Source organism: Algimonas porphyrae (genome assembly GCF_041429795.1).
GTDB classification, from domain to species: domain Bacteria; phylum Pseudomonadota; class Alphaproteobacteria; order Caulobacterales; family Maricaulaceae; genus Litorimonas; species Litorimonas porphyrae.
This window is the reverse complement of record NZ_CP163424.1, coordinates 1,512,850-1,531,387: the sequence shown is the minus strand read 5'-3', so window position 1 is coordinate 1,531,387 and position 18,538 is coordinate 1,512,850. Positions and strand designations below refer to the sequence as shown.

Genomic DNA, 18,538 nt, shown 5'->3' with positions numbered 1-18,538 from the left:
AGCATGACTAGCCACCCCGGCCCATGAAGGTCTCGTGGCGCGCCGTTCCGGCCTGCTCCATGTAGAGCTGTCGCGAGCGTTCGATGGCTTCCGCGCGATATTGCGCGGCCATGAGTGTTTGCATTTGCATGGATTGCTTGGCCGAGAGTGCCGTGAGCTGGTTGCCTGCCTGTGCGACGGCCAAATCACCCTGAGCGCCGCGCGAGGCATTCATTAGCGTTTGCAGCTGACGACCGTCTTCTTCGACCGCCTCGGCAATCTGCGCCTGCATGCGCACGCTGTCCCGGAACGCCATGATCGAGGCTTCCTGCTGTGCGTCCGCGATCTGCGCCTGCTCGGTGGTCGACCAATCGGCATAGGCATCCGGGAACTGTTGCTCGAAGACACGCTCGATCTCGTCGATGCGGAAACTCAGCCCGCGCGCCTGATGCTGTAGGCGGTTCAGCTCTCCGAGCATCCGGTCGAGGTCGGACCCGACATAGATGCCGAGTTCAGCCATCTGCGTGATCTGGTTGCGCAGCATGGTGGCCTGCGCCGTCACCTGCTGGAGGGTGCGTGTGGCCGTCAGCGCATTCTGGATCAGATTAGTCGGGTCCAGCACGATACCGCTGCCGAGAAAGGCGTTAGCGGGACTGGCCAGCATGACGCTCGCAGCGATGCCCGTTGCGAGAAACGAGCGAAGGGGTCTGAGAGAAAAGCGCATCATGCGGCTCCTGTTTGAGGTGTTGATGGGATGGGGGATGTGACGAGCGGATCGGTCAGGATGTCGCCGACACCGAGGAGATCGGCGGCCCAGCCGAGGTCTTGCGCATGTAACCAGGCATGGGCGAAATCCTGTTCGCCGCCTTCGTCCTGAATGCGCTGTGCCGTGCGCAAGCTCTCGACAGAAGACGCCCCGCAGACGGACAGCGCGACCTGACCCATGGCGAGATCGAAAACCCGATTTCCGGCCCGGCTCTGGAAGTAATAATCGCGCTTCGGCGTGGCCGTTGCGATCAGACGCACTTGCGTGTCGTTGAGACCGAAGCGCGCATAGGCCTGACGCTGTTGCGGTTCGGTTGCGCGCGCATTCGGCAGGAAGATGCGTGACGGGCAGCTCTCGATCAGCGCGGGCGCGATTGTGCTGTCGGCCACATCGGCGAGCGACTGCGTCGCGAAGATAACCGAGACGTTCTTCTTGCGAAGGACCTTAAGCCATTCACGAATGCGCTCGGCGAAGACTGGATCGTCGAGAAAGACCCAAGCTTCGTCCAGGACGAGCAGTGTCGGACGACCATCAAAACGCGCTTCCAGTCGGTGAAAGAGATAGGTCAGCACGGGCAGCGCGAGCGCGCGGCTGTGCATCAGCTCTTCCATCTCGAAACACTGCCAGTCGGCAGACAGGTTGTTCGGGTTGTCTCCGTCAAGAACAGAGCCGTGCGGACCGTCCAAGGTATAGGGCGTGAAGGCCTGGCGCAGTTCTGCGCTCTGCAGCAGGGTCGTGAATCCCGTCAGTGTTCGTTCCTTGGCGGGCGCGGACGAAAGCGAAGTTAGAGCAGACCAGACGGCCTTTTTCACCTCAGGCGTTGGATCGACGCCTTCATGGCGAAGCATGTCGAGCAGCCAATCTCTCGCCCAGACTTGCGAAGAGGGCCGATCAATGTCGCGCAGCGGTTGGAAGGACAGCCCGCCCTTTCCACCGAGGTCGTAGTGCTCGCCCTTCATACAGAGAGTTGCGACCTTGGCGCTTCGGCCCTTGTCAAAAAGGAAGACCTGCGCGCCATCATAGCGACGAAACTGCAGGGCGAGCAGGGAGAGCAGGACGGACTTGCCCGCGCCCGTCGGACCGACAACCATGGTATGACCGACATCGCCTTGGTGTGTCACCAAACGAAACGGCGTGTGGCCTTGGGTCGTCGCATTCAGCAGCGGCGGACCGTCAAGGTGAGTGTTGCGTTCCGGTCCCGCCCAGATAGCCGAAAGCGGCATCATGTGGGCGAGGTTCAGCGTATGGACGATGGGCTGACGGACGTTCGCGTAGTTGTGTCCGGGAAGCGTGCCAAGCCAGGCTTCGACCGCATTCACGCTCTCGCGGATGGTGACGAAGCCTTGGCCGTTGATCACCTGCTCGACGGCTTTCAGCCGCTCATCGGCGCGTTGGGCATCCTTGTCCCAAACGATAACGGTCTGCGTGACAAAGCCGAAGCTCGCATAGTCCTGGCCGAGCAATTGGAGCGCAGCATCGGCATCGACAGCTTGATTGTCCGCGTCTGTATCGACCAGAGCAGACGCCTCGTTCGTCATGACCTCCTTCAAAATGGCCATGACACTCTTGCGCTTGGCAAACCATTGGCGGCGGTAGCGTCCCAAGACCTTCGTCGCCTCAGTCTTGTCGAGGGGCAGGAAACGTGTTGTCCAGCGATAGGGAAAACCGAGCGCGTTCAATCCGTCGAGCAGACCCGGTTCGGTCGCCCCCGGAAAACCCATAATCGTCAGGGCGCGCAAATGCTGGCCGCCGAGGCGAGGCTGCAAACCTCCGACAAGGGTCGTGCCACCCAGAACTGCATCAAGGTGCATGGGAATATCTGGGACGCGGACAGACTGGCGCATGTCGGGCGAGAGCGTCGCCTGTAGATTGCTTAGGGTCTCTTCGTCGGACAAAAACTCGGTGACGGGAAAGACGCTGGCCAGCAGATTGGCTGCAGCATCGGTGTCGCGGATGAACGCGGTCAGATAGTCTGATGCCGACGTAACCGACGGAGCATCGTCTTCATCCGACTTGACGAAAACCTGTTCCAGCTTTCCGACTTTGTCAGCAGGCGGCAGGAACGAGAACGTCAGGTGGTAATCGGACTCGAAAAGCGTGGAGAGATTGCCATGTGTGTCGACACGCTCCTGCTCGATGAGCCAGGCGATTGGATCACGAAACTCCGATGTCGCATAGGACAAGGCTTTACGCCGTGTCGCCTCGAAATGGAGCGCCCAGCCGGAGCCGAAACGGCGGAGCGCATTGTTCACGCGCGCGCAGGTCGCGACGAGCTCTTCGGGTGTCGCGCTATCCAGGTCGGGGCCTCGGAAGCGCAGGGTGCGCTGGAAGCTGCCGTCCTTGTTCAGGACGACGCCCGGCGCGATTAGCGCGGCCCAAGGCAGGTGGTCGGCGAGCTGGGAAGGATGCGCCGAATATTCTTTGAGGTTCATCATGCGAGATAGCCTTTCTGGCGAAGGTGGCGGCGCAGCACGTCGACAAAGAGCGCGTCGCGCTTGGCGGCGAAGACGCAGGCCGATTGGCCGACAACCCACAGCCCGATACCGACGGGCCAGAGCTGGAGGCCGAGGCCGAGAGCCGCAGCCAGCGTTCCGATCAGAATGGTGGCCGCACGCGGCGCGCCTGCCATCATGATCGGTTGGGTCACCGAGCGGTGAACCGGAACGCTGAAGCCCCCCACAGTATTGTCTGAGATGTGCTGCGCCGCGCTCATTAGAACGTCGCTCCGCCGCCAAAGCTGAAGAACGAGAGGAAGAAGCTGGTCGCGGTAAACGCGATGGACAGCCCGAACACGATCTGGATCAGCTTGCGGAAGCCGCCGCCGGTGTCACCGAAGGCCAAGCCGAGGCCGGCCAGGATGATGGCCATCGTGCCAACGATCTTTGCGATCGGACCTTCGACGGAAGAGAGGATCTGCGTCAGCGGGCCTTCCCACGGCATACCGGAACCGGCGGCGTGAGCGGGAGCTGCGAGAGCGAAGAGAGTGAGCCCGAGGCACAGGCCGAGAGTGGCCTGCCGTTGGGCATGACTGGAGAGCAGGGTCAAAATTGACACCTCCTTTATGCTGAGATGGATGGAAGCTGAGGCTCGCGCCTCAGAGCGAGGCGCTAGGGCGGATCGGGAACCAGCGGCCTGAGCCGGTAGGCGCCCTCGACCCCATCGCTTCCGAGAACTTCCAGCACGTCCGTGACCCGTCGGACGCCTGAGCGGTTCTCGATCCCGACGACGATATCGACCGCCGCGGAGATGAGTTTGCGTGGCACGTTCGCCACGACTTCGCCGACAAGCTGCTCAAGACGATCGAGACCGTCGGCTGCGCTGTTGGCATGTACTGTCGCCACGCCGCCGGGATGTCCGGTCGACCAGGCTTTGAGAAGATCGAGCGCTTCGCCGCCGCGCACTTCGCCGACCACTATGCGGTCGGGACGCAGGCGGAGCGTGGAGCGCACGAGATCACGCATCGATGTCGAGCTTTGCGTGCGCAGAGAGACACAGTCCTCCGCCGCGCATTGCAGCTCGCGCGTGTCTTCGAGAATGAGAACGCGGTCGCGCGTGCTGGCCACTTCGGCGAGCAAGGCATTGGCTAAGGTGGTCTTGCCGGACCCGGTGCCCCCGACGATCAGTATATTGCGACGACCGAAGACGGCGCGCACGAGCGCGCGGGCTTTCTCGGACGAGATCGTTCTCGCCGTGACATAGTCCGCCAGCGTGAAGACCTTGGCCGCAGGATTGCGTATGGCAAAGCTCGGCGCGAGGCAGACCGGTGGCATCACGCCTTCGAACCGCTGTCCACCGATGGGCAGCTCTGCCGAGACAATAGGTGCATCGCGGTTCACGTCGAAACCCGAAAGCGATGCGACGAGCCGGATGATACGTTCCGCTTGATTCGGGTCGATCACGGCTCCGCGTGAGACGCGCCCGATACCGGCCTGCTCGATCCAGAGATGGCCGTCCGGATTCTGCATGATCTCGACAACCGCCGGGTTGGACAGTGCCTCGCAAATGACCGGACCAAGCGCGGTACGCAGCATGGCATCCGTGCGTTGGCGGGTTTGGGAGCGTTGAACAGTCGTCATGACGCGCCTCCCCGAGCAGGGGCGGGTTGGTGCAGGCGGTCGAGTTCTTCATTTGTGAAGAAGTCGCTTTTGCCGATGAGGGCATCTTCCACGCCGTCGAAGAGATAGCGCGAACGGTCAGAGAGGATTGTCTCCAGAGCCTCGCGGTAGCTTTCGAAGCGCGCAGCACCCTCGGCTCTTGCCGCTTCGCGTTCCTCATTGGGCGGCGCGGGCACCAGCGTCAGGAAATACCGCACATAGAGAGCATGCGCTTCGCTCAAGACGACGAGCCTCTGGCGCAGTTTCTCGCTCTCGCGCGTCATCCGGTCGAGACGGCGCAAGATCGGATTGTTGCGCATCGCTTCCTGCTCCTCTGAGAGGTAGAGTTCGAGCGCGCGCTTGACGATTTCCGACTTGCTGACTTTCGGATGCGAGGCCGCGATCTCCAGCCGCTTGTGAAGTTCCTTGGTCGCGTAGACCTGAATGCGTTTGAGCTTAGTGGTCATGACCAAACCCCATCAAACCGAGTTTAGGTGTGCCGCGATCGACGCCGTAAGTTCGTTCGACCAACCCTGACGGAAGGTCGACTTCGCGCTGGCCTTCTTTCTTTACCGAGTTCTGGCTGATCGGACGCATCTAGATCAGAGGCTTCCTTGCTCGGCGATTTAGTCTCTATCGTGCGCTCCTTGCTGCCTTCGTCATCCGTGGAGATCTCGACATCGGTCTTGCTCGCGTCGAAAAGCTTCTGACAGAAGGTTGCTGTGCGTTGGCCCCAATCGTCTTGGCGTGGGAGGGGAGCATCGCCGTAAGGACGATCGGGGCCATTCAGCGTCGGAGGGGGAGAAACCCGACCGCTGAAGTTCTTGTCTTGGTAGTAGCGGATCTTGTTCGCGCGCACGGGCGACATGCCGGAGATCAAAACGACCTCCTCATCGGCTGGAAGCTGCATGACTTCGCCCGGTGTAAGGAGCTGGCGTGCCGTCTCCTGTCTTGAAACCATGACATGCGACAGCCAGGGCGCGAGGCGGTGACCCGCATAATTCCGCATGGCGCGCATCTCGGTTGCCGATCCCAGCGCGTCGCTTACGCGCTTGGCCGTGCGCTCATCATTTGTCGCAAACGCGATCCGCACATGGCAGTTGTCGAGGATGGAATTATTCGGCCCATAGGCCTTTTCGATCTGGTTGAGGGACTGGGCGATGAGAAACGCGCGCAGGCCGTAGCCCGCCATGAAAGCCAAGGCGCTCTCGAAGAAGTCGAGGCGGCCAAGCGCGGGAAACTCATCCAGCATCAGCAGGACTTGCCGACGCGAATTGCCGTCGATCTCGCCATCCAGCTTCTCAGTCAGACGACGACCTATCTGGTTGAGCACGAGTTGAATGAGCGGCTTGGTCCGCGAGATGTCGGACGGCGGAACGACGAGGTAGAGCGATACGGGCTTGTCTGCGCTCACCAGATCGTCAATCCGCCAGTCGCAGGAAGAGGTCACCTCGGCCACGGTCGGGTCTCGATACAGGCCCAGAAAACTCATCGCCGTTGAAAGCACGCCAGAGCGTTCGTTCTCAGACTTGTTCAGGAGTTCTCGTGCCGCCTGCGCGACAACGGGATGAACTTCCGGGGTGGCTGCATCACCGCAGCCGAGATGATCGGTGGACATCATCTCCCGCAGCGTGGTCTCGAAGGATCGCGCGGGGTCAGACAGAAAGCTTGCAACGCGGGAGAGGGTCTTCTCTTCCTCTGCGTAAAGAACGTGAAGGATTGCGCCGACGAGCAAGGCATGGCCGGTCTTTTCCCAGTGCGAACGCCGCTCCAACGCACCTTCCGGGTCAACGAGAATATCGGCGATGTTCTGGACATCTCGCACCTCGTTGCGGCCCATGCGGACTTCGAGCAGCGGGTTGTATTTGGCGGAGGCCGGATTGGTCGGATCGAACAGCAGGCAGTGCGAGAAAGTCGAGCGCCAGCCGGAGGTCAGCTGCCAGTTCTCGCCCTTGATGTCGTGGACCACAGTTGAGTGCTCCCAAGACAGCAGGGTCGGAACCACCAGACCGACGCCCTTACCTGACCGGGTCGGCGCGAAGGTCATGACGTGTTCTGGCCCATCGTGGCGAAGGTAGTGGCTTTTGGTCCGGCCGATAAACACGCCTTGGCGACCGAATAGACCGAAGCGCTTCATGTCGGAGTTTGTTGCCCAGCGCGACGAACCAAAGGTCGTCAGCTTCTTGGCCTGACGCCCGCGCCAAACCGACCCAATAACGGAAAACACGACGCCGAGCGCGGATGCGCCAATCGCAATCTGTCCGCCGGTCGCAAAGACTTCGGGAGCGTAGGGCTCGAAGGCATACCACCACTCGAACAAGCGCCACGGATAGTAGATCGGCGTTCCGTCCAAATTGAACCAGGCCGCGCCGAGATACGGGTCGTAACGCAGCTCCCGCGCCACCCATTGGGTCGCACCCCAAACGCCGGTGCCGATCGTCGTGAAGACGACGCCGACCTGGCCGATGAGAATGGAGTTGGGTGACACGGAAAATAGCCTCGTTGAAGTTCGAGGCTTAAGCTGCGCGGGAATGCAATTTTCGGCTAGGTCGGAAAGCGACCAGTAATTTCCGCAATGAGAGACAGCTGTAAATCACCAAGGACAGGCGATGATTGTCAGTGACCAGGCGATGCGAACACCGACCGAAACTTTAGGGTTGGGGTATTTTCGGGCAGGTTTTAGGGATTCCGGCGATCTTATCCCCACGAAAATAGGACCATATTCCTGTATTTCTTGACTCGATCGCCGAAAAGAGAACAAACACAGAACTTGTGTTAGAGCAAGTTGACAAGACCGCGCTGAAAAAGCTCTGCGATCGTGCGTCGCGGAGCCATCAGCCGGACTCTATTCCGCTTGGCACGGCATCAGATTTCGAGCTCGGTCGTATCCATGAGGCCATGGGGCCGAGCGGTGCGTCGCTCGCGCTGGCCCTCGCCAGCCAGATGCAAGGCAAGGTCTTGTGGATCGGCGAGCCGCGTCACGCCCGCGCCCTGCGCGCGCAAAGCTGCGAGGCCTTTGCCCGCGCGGACCGGTTCATCCTTATCCAGACGGCCAACCGGGGCGAAACTTTGTGGGCGGGAGAAGAGGCTATGCGCTGCAAAGGCGCGGAGCTGGTCGTGCTCCACGTCGCGCTGGGGCCGGATCTGTTCGAGAGCCGCCGCCTGCAGATCGCCGCGCAGGTGGGCGGCACGCTGGGCCTCATCCTGATCGGACGGCGCGCGCAGTCGTCGGCCGCACAAAGCCGGTGGTCCTGCCAGCCTTCCCCACACGAAGGCGCGGACTGGGTCTGGCGGTCGACCAAGAACCGGCGCGCTCGTCCGGGTGCCTGGCGGGTGAGCGGCGATCCGCCGCCTGCGCAAGCCTATCCGCTCGACCTCCTGCCCACCTCACTCACGAACGCTCACCCCGACCATGTCCCCGCCTTCACGCTCCAGACGGCACCTTGCCCTTTACCTGCCGCAACTCCCGCTGGACCGCTGGTCCCGGCGGGAGGATAGCCGACTGTCCGGTCCTTTTGCCGTGACCTGCACACTGGGCAGCGCGGACGGTATTTTATGTCCGAATTGGGCGGCGTCCGAGGTGGGCGTTCGTGCAAACATGAGCCTGACCAATGCGCGGGCGGTCTGCCCGGACCTTCTGACCGAGCCGCAGGACAGTTTGCGCGAAGGTCGACTGCTCGGCGCGCTGCACCGCTGGGCGGATCACTACAGCCCGCGCGTCGCACTGGAACCACCCGACGGGCTGGCCGTGGACATTTCCGGCTGCGCACATCTGTTCGGCGGGGAGCGAGCGATGGCGGAAGCCATGCTCGACGATATGACTGATTTGAAGGTCACGGCGCGCATCGGCATCGGCAATACCCGCCGCGCGGCGCGGGGTTTTGCACGCCACGGTGAACAGGCCATCACGGCGTCCGATCCGCAGGCCGAGCCCGCGCAGATTGCTGCCCTACCGCTCGCTGCCTTGGAGCTCCAACCGAAGACCCTCATGGATCTGCGCCGCTTGGGCTTGTCCACAATCGGCGAGCTGTCCGCATTCAAATCGTCCGAGCTGGCCCGGCGCTTTTCCGTTGACCTGACCAACGCGCTCGACGCGCTGCGCGGCTACCGCTCCGATCCGGTCGTGCCGTCGTCCCGCCCGCCCGTCTTTGCCGCGCAGATGACGCTGCCCGAACCCGTCATGCGGCTCGACGGGATCACTGCCATTCTCGGGCGTCTGGCAGAGCGGGTCTGCGCGCGCTTGCACGACCAAGGCTACGCGGCGCGCGGTATGGCGCTGACCGTGCGCAGTGTCGATACCGGGGATCACGAACTTCGCATCGGCTTTGCCAGTCCGACTCGCGACACGGCCCCGATCCTGCGCCAGTTCGTGCGCCCACTGGAAAGCTTGGAACTGGCTTTCGGGGCGGACTGGTTCCGCCTGCTGGCGCTCGACACAGACATCTTTCAGCATGGCCAACTGCGCATGGGACAGGCCGGAGACGCGATGCAGGACGCACTGGACCAGACCCTGACGACGCTGGGCAATCATCTGGGCTTCGACCGCTTGTTCATGCCGACCGCCGGCCACGGCCACACGCCCGAACGTGAACGCGCCTTTCGCCCGGCGGTGGATAGCCCTGCACGCAAAGATGCCCCGTGCCTGGTCCGCTACCCGCGCCCTGAACTCACATATGCGCCGGAGCGCCTGCATATCATCCTTCCGGGTGTGCCGCCCCAACGCTTCCAATGGCGGCGCGAGGTGTTCGAGCTGCGCCGCGCCGACGGTCCCGAACGAGTCAGCCCCGTCTGGTGGGATGTATCCGATGCGGCATTCGAGAACCGAACGCGCGACTACTGGCGCGCGGTGACGCAGGATGGGCGTTGTCTCTGGCTGATGGTGCTAGCCGGACAGCCGCAGCGCGGGTGGTGGCTCTGCGGAGAGTTTCTGCGCGTGCCGCATTTTTCTCTCGACGCCGTAACGCGCGCGTCCTGACGTCATGGCCTACGCCGAACTCGACATTACGACCAATTTCACCTTCCTGACGGGGGCGAGCCATCCAGCAGAACTCGTCGCGCGCGCGGCGGAACTCGGCCTGACCACGATCGGCGTGGCCGACCGCAATTCGCTGTCCGGCATCGTGCGGGCGTTTGCGGCGGCACAAGAGCAAACCGTCGATCTGCGAGTCGGCGCGCGGCTGGTCCTGCGCGACGGCACGACCCTGCTGGCCTATCCGAAGACGCTGGCCGGCTATGCGAGCTTGACCCGTCTGCTGAACTCTGGGAAAGCGCCGGGCGGAGAAAGGCGAATGTCATCTGGAGCTGGAAGATGTCGTGTCCGGCCTGTCCGAGACGGTCCTGATCCTGCGCGACCCGGTGCAATCTGTCCACGCGATCCCGACGGTGCGCGACGCCTTCAAAGGCGACCTCTATCTCGGCATGGCGCCCGCTTACGATGGCTGTGATACGGATCGTTTCGCCATGATTGCTGCGCTGGGAGAGCGCGAGAGCCTGCCCGTCGTCACGCTCGGCAATGTCCTCATGCACGCGGCGCACCGCCGAAAGATTGCCGATGTGCTGTCCTGCATCCGGCTGGGCGTGGGCATCGACGCGCTCGGCGAGAACGCCTTGCTCAATGCCGAACGCCGATTGAAATCTGAGTTCGAGATGCGGCGCATGTTTCGCCTCTACCCCGAGGCCATCGACAACACGCTGCGCATCGCGCGCGATTGCGCCTTCCGCCTGTCCGAACTGCAATATGACTATCCGGACGAAGTGCTGGACGGCCTCGACCCGGACACGCGGCTGCGCAACCTGACCGAAGACGGCCTGCGCTGGCGCTATCCCGGCGGCGTGCCGGACAGGGTGCGCGCGCTGGTCGAGAAGGAACTCTCTCTCGTCGCGCGCCTGTCCTATGCGCCCTATTTTCTGACCGTGCAGGACATTGTGTCCTATGCGCGCAGCCAGGGCATTCTTTGCCAAGGGCGCGGTTCGGCTGCCAACTCCGTCGTCTGCTTCGCGCTGGGCATTACGGAGGCCAGCCCCGACGTCATCAATATGGTCTTCGAGCGCTTCATCTCCGACGTGCGCAACGAGCCACCGGACATCGATGTCGATTTCGAGCATGAGCGGCGCGAAGAGGTCATCCAATATATCTTCGCTAAATATGGCCGCCACCGCGCGGCGATCTGTTCGACCGTCATCCATTTTCGCACGCGGTCTTCCATCGGCGAAGTCGGCAAGGCACTGGGGCTTTCCGAGGACAACATCCGCGCGCTGGCCTCCAAGGTCTGGGGCTGGCGCGACGGGGCGGTGACGCCGGAACGCGCCAAGAGCGTCGGCCTGAACCCGGAAGCGCACCGTGTCGCCCTAACCTTGTCGATCGCGACCGAGCTCAACGGCTTTCCCCGCCACCTATCCCAGCATGTCGGCGGCTTCGTCATCACCAATGGGCGGCTGGACGCGCTCTGCCCTATCGAGAATTGCGCCATGCCGGACCGCACCATTATCGAATGGGACAAGAACGACATCGACGTCATGGGCATGATGAAGATCGACGTGCTCGCGCTTGGCATGCTGACCTGCGTGCGCAAAAGTTTCGACATGCTGCGCGTCTGGAAGGGCATAGACCTGACCATGGCGAACTGCCCGCAGGAGGATCCGGCCGTCTATGACATGATCTGCGTGGCGGACACATTGGGCGTCTTCCAGATCGAGAGCCGCGCGCAGATGCAGTTTCTGCCCCGCATGCGCCCACGCACGTTCTATGACCTCATCATCGAAGTCGCTATCATCCGCCCCGGCCCGATTCAGGGCGACATGGTCCACCCCTATCTCAAGCGCAGGCGGGGCGAGGAACCTGTGAAATACGCAAGTCCTGCCCTCGAGCCAGCTCTCGAAAAGACACTCGGCATTCCGCTCTTCCAGGAACAAGCCATGGAAATTGCATCGATTGCTGCTGGCTTCAGTGCTAGCGAGTTGGATCACTTGCGCCGATCGCTCGCCAGCTCATCGGGGCCGGGCCGCATCCAGATCCACCGCGAGCGATTTATTCAGGGCTGTCTGGAGAACGGCTACGAGCGCGACTTCGCGGAAGCCGTGTTCCGCCAGCTCGAAGGCTTTTCCGGATATGGCTTTCCGCAATCCCACGCTGCGAGTTTTGCGCTGATCGTCTATGTTTCCTGCTGGCTCAAGTGCCATCATCCGGAAGTCTTCGGCTGCGGCCTGCTCAATTCCCAACCCATGGGGTTCTACGCGCCCGCGCAGATCGTGCAGGACATGGAGCGCCACGGCGTAGACGTGCGGCCCGTCTGTGCGGAGAACAGCTATTGGGACTGCACGCTGGAACCCGACGGCAAGGGCGACCTCGCCGTGCGCTTGGGCTTTCGCCAGATCAAGGGCATTCCGGAATCGGAAGCGAAATGGCTGACGGCGTGCCGCGCTAATGGCTATGCCGGGATCGATGCGCTGTGGCGGCGCGCAGGCCTGTCACAACGCACGCTGTCGCGTCTGGCCCATGCCGACGCCTTTCACGTTTATGGCATCAACCGCCGCGAAGCGCTATGGCGGATCAAGGCCCTGCCTAAGGGCGGGCCGCTGCCGCTCTTTGCGCAAGCGGGCGAAGGCTTACCGGACATCGCCTCGCTCCTGCCCGAGCTGACCTGCGCGCAGCAGGTCTATGAAGATTATGTCTCGACGCGGCTGACCCTGCGCGAACATCCGCTGACCTTGTTGTCCGACCAACTTGGGCCGCGCGCCGTCTCGTCCGCGCTGCGCGACTACCCGGACGGCGGCCGCGTCACGGTCTGCGGCTTGGTCGTCACGCGGCAGCGCCCCGGCACGGCGAGCGGTGTCGTGTTCCTCTCGTTGGAAGACGAAGGCGGCGTCTCTAACATCATCGTCTGGGGCAACACCGTCTTTCCAAAATACCGCGCCGAGGTCATGTCCGGTCGCCTGCTGCGTGTGCACGGCATATTCCAGCGCGAAGGCATCGTCACCAATGTCATTGCCGAACATATAGAGGATTTGTCTTATTTGCTCGACATGCTCGGGGATGGTGATGAGGCGATCTATCCAGGCCATGACAATGCCGACCATGTACGCGCGCCTGTGCAAAGCTCAACGTCTATCGCGCGCAACCAGAAAGCCTCACATGTGCCCAAACCCCATCAGCCCGCGAAAGACGATCCTTTGGGTGCAGAGCCAAAAACCGACCGTTCACGCGACCGCAAGGATGTCACTGCCTATTACTCCCACGGCGCGGCCCGCCATCCGCGTAGCCAGGCCAACAAGCTGTTTCCGAGTTGGGATTTTCGTTAGTGCCTACGACGAAAAACGTGCCCGAAAACCTGTCCTATTATCATGGTATTCAAAAACCCAAATGCTGGCATAGATCTTTTCGCAACTCGTGGTGTTGTCACTCAAGCGAACGTAATTTGGAAAAAGCCTTTTGGCCTCAATCAACCTCGGGCAGGATAAGGACCTGTCCAACTGCCAGCGAGTTTACAGTTGGCAATGCCAGCACTGTGTCATGGGTGTCGTGGCCCACAAGGAAGAGGTCCGTTCCGCTTTCAAAAGCCCATGTCGCAAACGCCTCCACATCCTGTTGTCCTGCAGGGCTGAGCGGCCCGCCTCCTGACGCGAGCCATCGCTGGGCGTCTATGCCAGCCACGCGAAGACGCCCCTCCGGCACCGGATAGTGGAGATCTCCAATCACGGCCTTGACGGGTCGACCGAAGACCTCGACCACGCGCTCGGCCAGCTTCGGCAGGGTCTGGTGCCCACAGCCGACGACGGCAATGAGACCATAATCCCTCACGTCCAGGATCATGGCCTGCTCGTCAACTGGGCCTATAAAGAGTGCGCGACGGATCGGACCGAGGCTCGCCACTCCTTCGCCCAAGACCGCAGGCTGCGCGATCTCCGTGACAGTGTGCTCCGGCATATCAAGAGCGCTTAGCGGAGCAACGATGCGCAGGTCGTCGCGTCCCATGCCCGTAAGGTCGAGCCGTCCGCTTTTTTCAGCTGAGACACCGCCCATGTGGTCGCGGTGGCGATGCGACAGGAAGACGGCATCGGTCTCGCTAAGGTCGACACCAGCCAGTCTAGCGTTCGTCCGCACCGTGTCCTGCGCGTCGCGTGCGCCGAGTCCCAAGTCGAAGAGCCAGACTGTGCCGTCTACATCGAGCCGTAGCGACAAGCCGGGTTCGCCCACATAGCCTTTGTCATGGTCGGCCTTCGGGCCTGCAAGAACCGTAACCTCCACTCGGTCCACCGTGCCGAAGTCGGAGAGCAAGACTACCGGGCGCTCGCGCCAATGCCGCTCGGCGTCATTCGTCGCCAGCGCGTGACTCGCAAAGGCGAATGCAGCGAGCGAGACCAACAGGCCTGCGACCAGCACCAGCGACCAAACCGCAGATTTCACGAACGCCCCTCGCACAGCGTAGCCGCCGGACCGAATGCCGTGCCGACCAGCATCCTCTTGTCAGGAAGGGCTACAGCCACCGAGCTCGCGGACAAAAGGTGGCCATCGTCCTGAAAAAGCGTTCGCACCGTGCCCGTCACGGAATCGACGGCCACCGCCATTGATGGCGACTTATGTTCTTCGTCGCGCTGGTAGCCTCTCGCGAGAGTCAGCAGCTTCGGATGGCCCGCAGCCCAGAGCGTACGCCCATCGGGCGAAGTGAGATTGTCTACGGCAAACGGCAGCGCGATCCGTCGTTCCAGTTGGTAGGCATCGCCATTAGAGTTTGGCGCAAAGATCGAAACACGACGCCCAACAAGCTCCCCAACAGCAACCCGGCCATTGTCGAGGCGGACGATGCCATTGGACGACAGAAGACCGTCCGCGATCGTCTCCATACTGCCTTGCTCCAAATGCACGACGCGGCCCGTTGCTGCGCGGCGCGCGCCTTCCACCACTTCCCAAATCGTGCCAGCGGGCGAACGCTTGTCGAGCGTAACCAAAGCAGAGCTGGGCGACAGGAGCACAAGGTCGTTTGGATTGCGGAAGTCCGGCGAGGTCAGCGTGTTATAATGGGTAAGGAAGCCGTCTTCAGCGACAGCGTAGACCTCGATGCCGTGCGCAACGTTTGAACGGTTTGCAATACCTAGCCACACAGAGCCATCGGGCTTGCGCAGAAGATCTGCACCAAAGCCTTTAAGCTCGGCTGGCTCGTCGGGTGTAGTGTCCCGCGCGGCGTGAGGGTCGTCTGCCGGAAAAGCGAACACGCGCGAACGTCCAGCTCCGCCTCCACGAAAAGCACGTCGGTCTCCACCAACGGCAAAGCCGCGTCCGGCTGCCGTGTCGAGTACGATATCCTCTGCACCCTCCAGCGCAGGAACCGGAGTGCACTGTGAGGCCGCTGACGCAGTGACCGTTAGGAACTCGCCATTGCGCTCCCGCACCTCGCTCCAAGCGGATCGTGCCCACAGCACCATGAGCAGGACCGTGACGACGACAGCCACACGCACCGCTACATCCTTCCACGGCGAGTAGCCCTCCAGCGCCTCGGCAAGATCTCCTTCGACAGACATGGGTTTGAGGGGATGAACATTTGCGCCGCCGGTGTTGCCCTTGGGGACCCAGCCGCCTGCCCAGCCCAGCGGTACCGCCGCGAGGCGGCGAATCTGTCCTCGCACCTCGGCGCGGTTTCTTTCCTCGCGCGCAAGGCGCAGCATGAGCCAATGCGTATGCCAGTGCCGTGTGAAGTATCGCTGGCTCAGGATGTGGGCGCGTTCAAGGTGGCCCCAAGCCAGCTCGCGGTCGCCTATACGCCGCGCTCCCCAGAACATCTTGAGCTCCTGGTCATATGCACGCCGGAGGCGCGCGCGGTCAAGTCGTCGGTAAATCATGCGGCCTTGCTAGACCGTTCCTGCCCAGCGGTATTGAACAGATCGCCTGCGGCTTACGACCCTTCGCGCAAACCCACGCCCGCCAGCACTGCGCCCGGTGTCAGCCCGAGTGTCACTTTCATGCTTCGTGTTAGGTGAGCCTGGTCGGAGAAACCGGCGGCGAACGCTGCGATCGCCACGCTGTCGCCTTCGGCGAGGTGCTGCAGCGCCGTCTGCAACGCTTGCCATAACCGCCAGCGCGACAGCGATACGCCGAGCGCCCCGTTCGCTATGGCGCGAAGCCGCGACACCGACACCCCTGCCGCCTTAGCAGCCTCTCCAATCGTGCGTTGCATAGCGCCTTCTCCGCTCAGGTGGTCCAACGCAGAAACAAGTGGCTTGGGCAGTGGCGCAACAGGGTCGTCGCCATCGTGGTCGATTGGCAAAATCCCCCGCGGTAGAGCTCCGATGGGTTTGGCGGGCAGAGAGTTCAACAAAGTTTGGCCGAACCGAGACGATGGCTCGATCAGCAACAGCTCGACGTGCTCTGCGCGCTCCAGTTGGTGCGCCGCCATAGGCCGAATATATGAAGGGACTTCGCAACGCCCGTTCTCAAAGCGAATGCTTTTGCCCTCTAAAACTAACTGCAAAGCTGCGTGACGGTGCATAGCGTTGTCACCGCTTGGTCCGCGATAATGTATGCGGCCCACCGCAAATCTGCTTTCTCCGTTCCAAGCCTTTGTCATAATAAATCTTTAGCGTTCAAAAGCGGCGTAAGAAAAGGCTGAAGCCTTGTAAGCTGAATTTCGAAGAACCCCGAATGTAGATTATCTCTGAGGCCCGCTTCGTCCTGTCACGTCCCAGCTTATGCCACCAGAACCGGAAACACGCCCAGCAATCGACTTACCCAGTCGCCGATCCATAACAGGACGCCAAGGCACGAGCGTAAACTCGCGTGAGCGCTCAATGACGGCGAATTTGCCGCTCGGCCTCTCGACCGTCTCGCGAAATGTTCCGCCGACACGACGCGATTGACCGAGAGGCCGATAGGCCTTGCCAAGTGTGTTCCCAATCTGATCCGCCGCATCGTGCAAGTCGATTGACCGTAGCTTGTCCAGCGCGCCGTCTGGCAGCCTGCCATTCTCGTCCAGTTCAATGCCCATACCCTTCAAAACATTCACCCGATGACTCAGCGCAGTTTCGAACAGCTTTCCCGTGTTCATCCCGGCTGAGTTCTCTGCAAGCTTCCGATCCAGCAAGGTCACCCCGCGCGCGGTCTCCATCTGGCTTAGGGCCAACCGGCTCTCCCGCGAGAGTGACGCAGGCATATTCGAAGTGCGTCGCATCTCGTAGTCGGCCACCCTGTCGAGATAATCCGACGGAATGCGCCAGGTCCCATCCGCTTGGCGCGCGACGACTTTCTGCCGACGTAGCGCTTCGAGCCTGCGGACGTGAGCGCGTGCGTATTCTTCCGAAACGCGGTCGCCTTCTAGGACATGCGCGACCTCGCTATAGGTACCGCCTCTCGCTTCGGCAAAAGCAGCGATGCTGCGGTCAACCGATTTGGGCTCGCGGCTATGGGGAGATAGTGTCACGACCTGGCCGCTCTTCAGCGTCTCAAACACGTCGTCATCCGCGACTTTCGCGTAGAGGCTTGTGCCGGCTTCGCTGTCGATGACGACAAAGCCTCCGGGCTTTGTGTCGTCCTGTCGCCCGTAATGGCGCACCACACCCGTGACCGGGACAGCGCCAATCCGGTTTGGATCAAATCGGTTTCGCTCCGTTACCAGTCCTTCGACCCAGCTGTTTGGATCCCGCCCATCGATGCCTCCGACACGGCGATGGAGCGTTCTAATTATATCGCGACGCTCGCCCATTCTCTGCAAGGTATCTGCGAAGTCCGGCTCGACCTTCCAACGCCCAGATCCGATATTTTCCGACAAGCCCATTCGCGCCAGCGTTTGCAGCCGCCGGACCTGGATCTGGCGCAACCAAACCCGACCCCGCGGCACGGGTGCCGACATATCGATAACGCCATCATTCTCTAGGTCCGACAAGCCACGGTCGAGCGGCGTGAATTGTCTCGCCTCGATTGTCTTGGCCAGTCGAACTCGACCTTCCATTTGCGAGACCGGACCCAGTTCTGTTTCGACCAAGGCCTGCGCACGCTTCCGCAGCGTCTGAGAGATGTAGCGTCGAGGAATGACGAGGTCGGTTCCATCGTCGCGGACGCCCCGGACAATCAGATGAGTATGTGGCTGGCCCGTGTCGTAGTGATTGGTCGCGACCCATTCGAGCTTTGTGTCGAGATCGGCTTCCATCTGGCTGACGAGATCGCGTGTGAAGTCCGAAAGGCTTTCCATTTTCCCAGCGTCTTCAGGAGCGACAATGAACCGGAAGTGATGCCGATCATCACGACATCTTTCTGCAAAGCTTTCTGCCCGGTCCGGGCTATTCAAATCGGGTTCGGCTAATCCTTCATCGGGTCCAAAAAGCCTGGCCGTTTTACCGCGTTCATCGGCACCATCTCTCTCGATGTAAGCGAGATGTTTCTTCAATTTCGCAAGACCGGATATTTCCATCTTGCGAATGGACGCCTTGACCATCACGCGCCGCTGAAATTGCATCTGGCGCACAGGCGAACCACCCACGCCTTCGAAGCCTCCACGCTTGGCTTTCGCGCCCTTGCCGACGCGCTCGAAAAACCCTCGCATCCGACGATGGCCGGAAGGTGAGCGAATGCGCCCAAGGCGAACCTCGAAGCGGTCGTCCCCGTCAGACGACACAAGCAGGCTTCCGGTATGCGGACATAGTCAAATACAAGGTGACACCTCGGATATTCCCAGCATGGGCTGGAAAAACCGCAAAACTCGCAACTCCACGACCT

The 18,538-nt window shown here is 61.7% G+C and carries 14 protein-coding genes and 1 pseudogene; 4 read left to right on the top strand and 11 right to left on the bottom strand.

The window, feature by feature from the left end; all coding sequences use genetic code 11:
* Positions 1-7 precede the first annotated feature (7 nt).
* From trbJ to AB6B39_RS07395, 7 genes are all read right to left on the bottom strand, one after another.
* Positions 8-706 (bottom strand): P-type conjugative transfer protein TrbJ, encoded by a 699-nt coding sequence (gene trbJ / locus AB6B39_RS07425; protein ID WP_284369231.1) that lies wholly within the window; start codon positions 704-706, stop codon positions 8-10.
* Positions 703-3,180 (bottom strand): conjugal transfer protein TrbE, encoded by a 2,478-nt coding sequence (trbE, locus tag AB6B39_RS07420; protein WP_284369232.1) that lies wholly within the window; start codon positions 3,178-3,180, stop codon positions 703-705. The genes trbJ and trbE overlap by 4 nt, the downstream gene beginning before the upstream one ends.
* On the bottom strand, positions 3,177-3,458 hold the full coding sequence (locus tag AB6B39_RS07415) for a VirB3 family type IV secretion system protein (RefSeq protein WP_284369233.1): 282 nt from the start codon (positions 3,456-3,458) through the stop codon (positions 3,177-3,179). The genes trbE and AB6B39_RS07415 overlap by 4 nt, the downstream gene beginning before the upstream one ends.
* Positions 3,458-3,784 carry a TrbC/VirB2 family protein gene (locus AB6B39_RS07410; protein ID WP_348520137.1) on the bottom strand — a complete coding sequence of 109 codons (327 nt, stop codon included), beginning with the start codon at positions 3,782-3,784 and terminating at the stop codon, positions 3,458-3,460. Before AB6B39_RS07410 ends, AB6B39_RS07415 begins: the two co-directional genes overlap by 1 nt.
* Positions 3,785-3,852: 68 nt before the next feature.
* Entirely contained in the window at positions 3,853-4,821 is a 969-nt protein-coding gene (trbB, locus tag AB6B39_RS07405; protein WP_284369235.1) for a P-type conjugative transfer ATPase TrbB, read from the bottom strand.
* Positions 4,818-5,306 (bottom strand): CopG family transcriptional regulator, encoded by a 489-nt coding sequence (locus tag AB6B39_RS07400; protein WP_284369236.1) that lies wholly within the window; start codon positions 5,304-5,306, stop codon positions 4,818-4,820. Before AB6B39_RS07400 ends, trbB begins: the two co-directional genes overlap by 4 nt.
* 23 nt (positions 5,307-5,329) lie before the next feature.
* The gene (locus tag AB6B39_RS07395; RefSeq protein ID WP_371398742.1) at positions 5,330-7,327 is read right to left on the bottom strand and encodes a conjugal transfer protein TraG; all 1,998 of its coding nucleotides are present in this window, start codon (positions 7,325-7,327) and stop codon (positions 5,330-5,332) included.
* Between the two features lie 284 nt (positions 7,328-7,611).
* Here AB6B39_RS07395 and AB6B39_RS07390 point away from each other — a divergent pair, with 284 nt between their 5' ends.
* The 4 genes and pseudogenes from AB6B39_RS07390 to AB6B39_RS07375 all read left to right on the top strand — a co-directional run bounded on the left by AB6B39_RS07390 (position 7,612) and on the right by AB6B39_RS07375 (position 13,137).
* A complete protein-coding gene (locus AB6B39_RS07390; RefSeq protein ID WP_284369238.1) occupies positions 7,612-8,337 on the top strand; it encodes a hypothetical protein in 726 nt (241 codons plus the stop codon).
* Positions 8,252-9,814 carry a hypothetical protein gene (locus tag AB6B39_RS07385; protein ID WP_284369239.1) on the top strand — a complete coding sequence of 521 codons (1,563 nt, stop codon included), beginning with the start codon at positions 8,252-8,254 and terminating at the stop codon, positions 9,812-9,814. Before AB6B39_RS07390 ends, AB6B39_RS07385 begins: the two co-directional genes overlap by 86 nt.
* A 4-nt stretch (positions 9,815-9,818) precedes the next feature.
* A pseudogene (locus tag AB6B39_RS07380) lies at positions 9,819-10,037 on the top strand (PHP domain-containing protein); the annotation flags it as partial.
* A gap of 115 nt (positions 10,038-10,152) precedes the next feature.
* Positions 10,153-13,137: an error-prone DNA polymerase gene (locus tag AB6B39_RS07375; protein WP_371398741.1), complete on the top strand. Its 2,985-nt coding sequence runs from the start codon at positions 10,153-10,155 to the stop codon at positions 13,135-13,137.
* Positions 13,138-13,273: 136 nt separating this feature from the next.
* On the opposite strand, the gene AB6B39_RS07370 is transcribed toward AB6B39_RS07375, so the two are convergent.
* From AB6B39_RS07370 to AB6B39_RS07355, 4 genes are all read right to left on the bottom strand, one after another.
* Complete coding sequence (locus tag AB6B39_RS07370; protein WP_284369241.1) at positions 13,274-14,242, bottom strand: hypothetical protein; 969 nt, start codon at positions 14,240-14,242, stop codon at positions 13,274-13,276.
* The gene (locus tag AB6B39_RS07365) at positions 14,239-15,672 is read right to left on the bottom strand and encodes a DUF3703 domain-containing protein (RefSeq protein ID WP_284369242.1); all 1,434 of its coding nucleotides are present in this window, start codon (positions 15,670-15,672) and stop codon (positions 14,239-14,241) included. The genes AB6B39_RS07370 and AB6B39_RS07365 overlap by 4 nt, the downstream gene beginning before the upstream one ends.
* Before the next feature lie 53 nt (positions 15,673-15,725).
* Positions 15,726-16,226 carry an AraC family transcriptional regulator gene (locus tag AB6B39_RS07360; protein ID WP_371398740.1) on the bottom strand — a complete coding sequence of 167 codons (501 nt, stop codon included), beginning with the start codon at positions 16,224-16,226 and terminating at the stop codon, positions 15,726-15,728.
* Between the two features lie 252 nt (positions 16,227-16,478).
* Complete coding sequence (locus tag AB6B39_RS07355) at positions 16,479-18,365, bottom strand: DUF3363 domain-containing protein (protein WP_284369244.1); 1,887 nt, start codon at positions 18,363-18,365, stop codon at positions 16,479-16,481.
* Positions 18,366-18,538 lie beyond the last annotated feature (173 nt).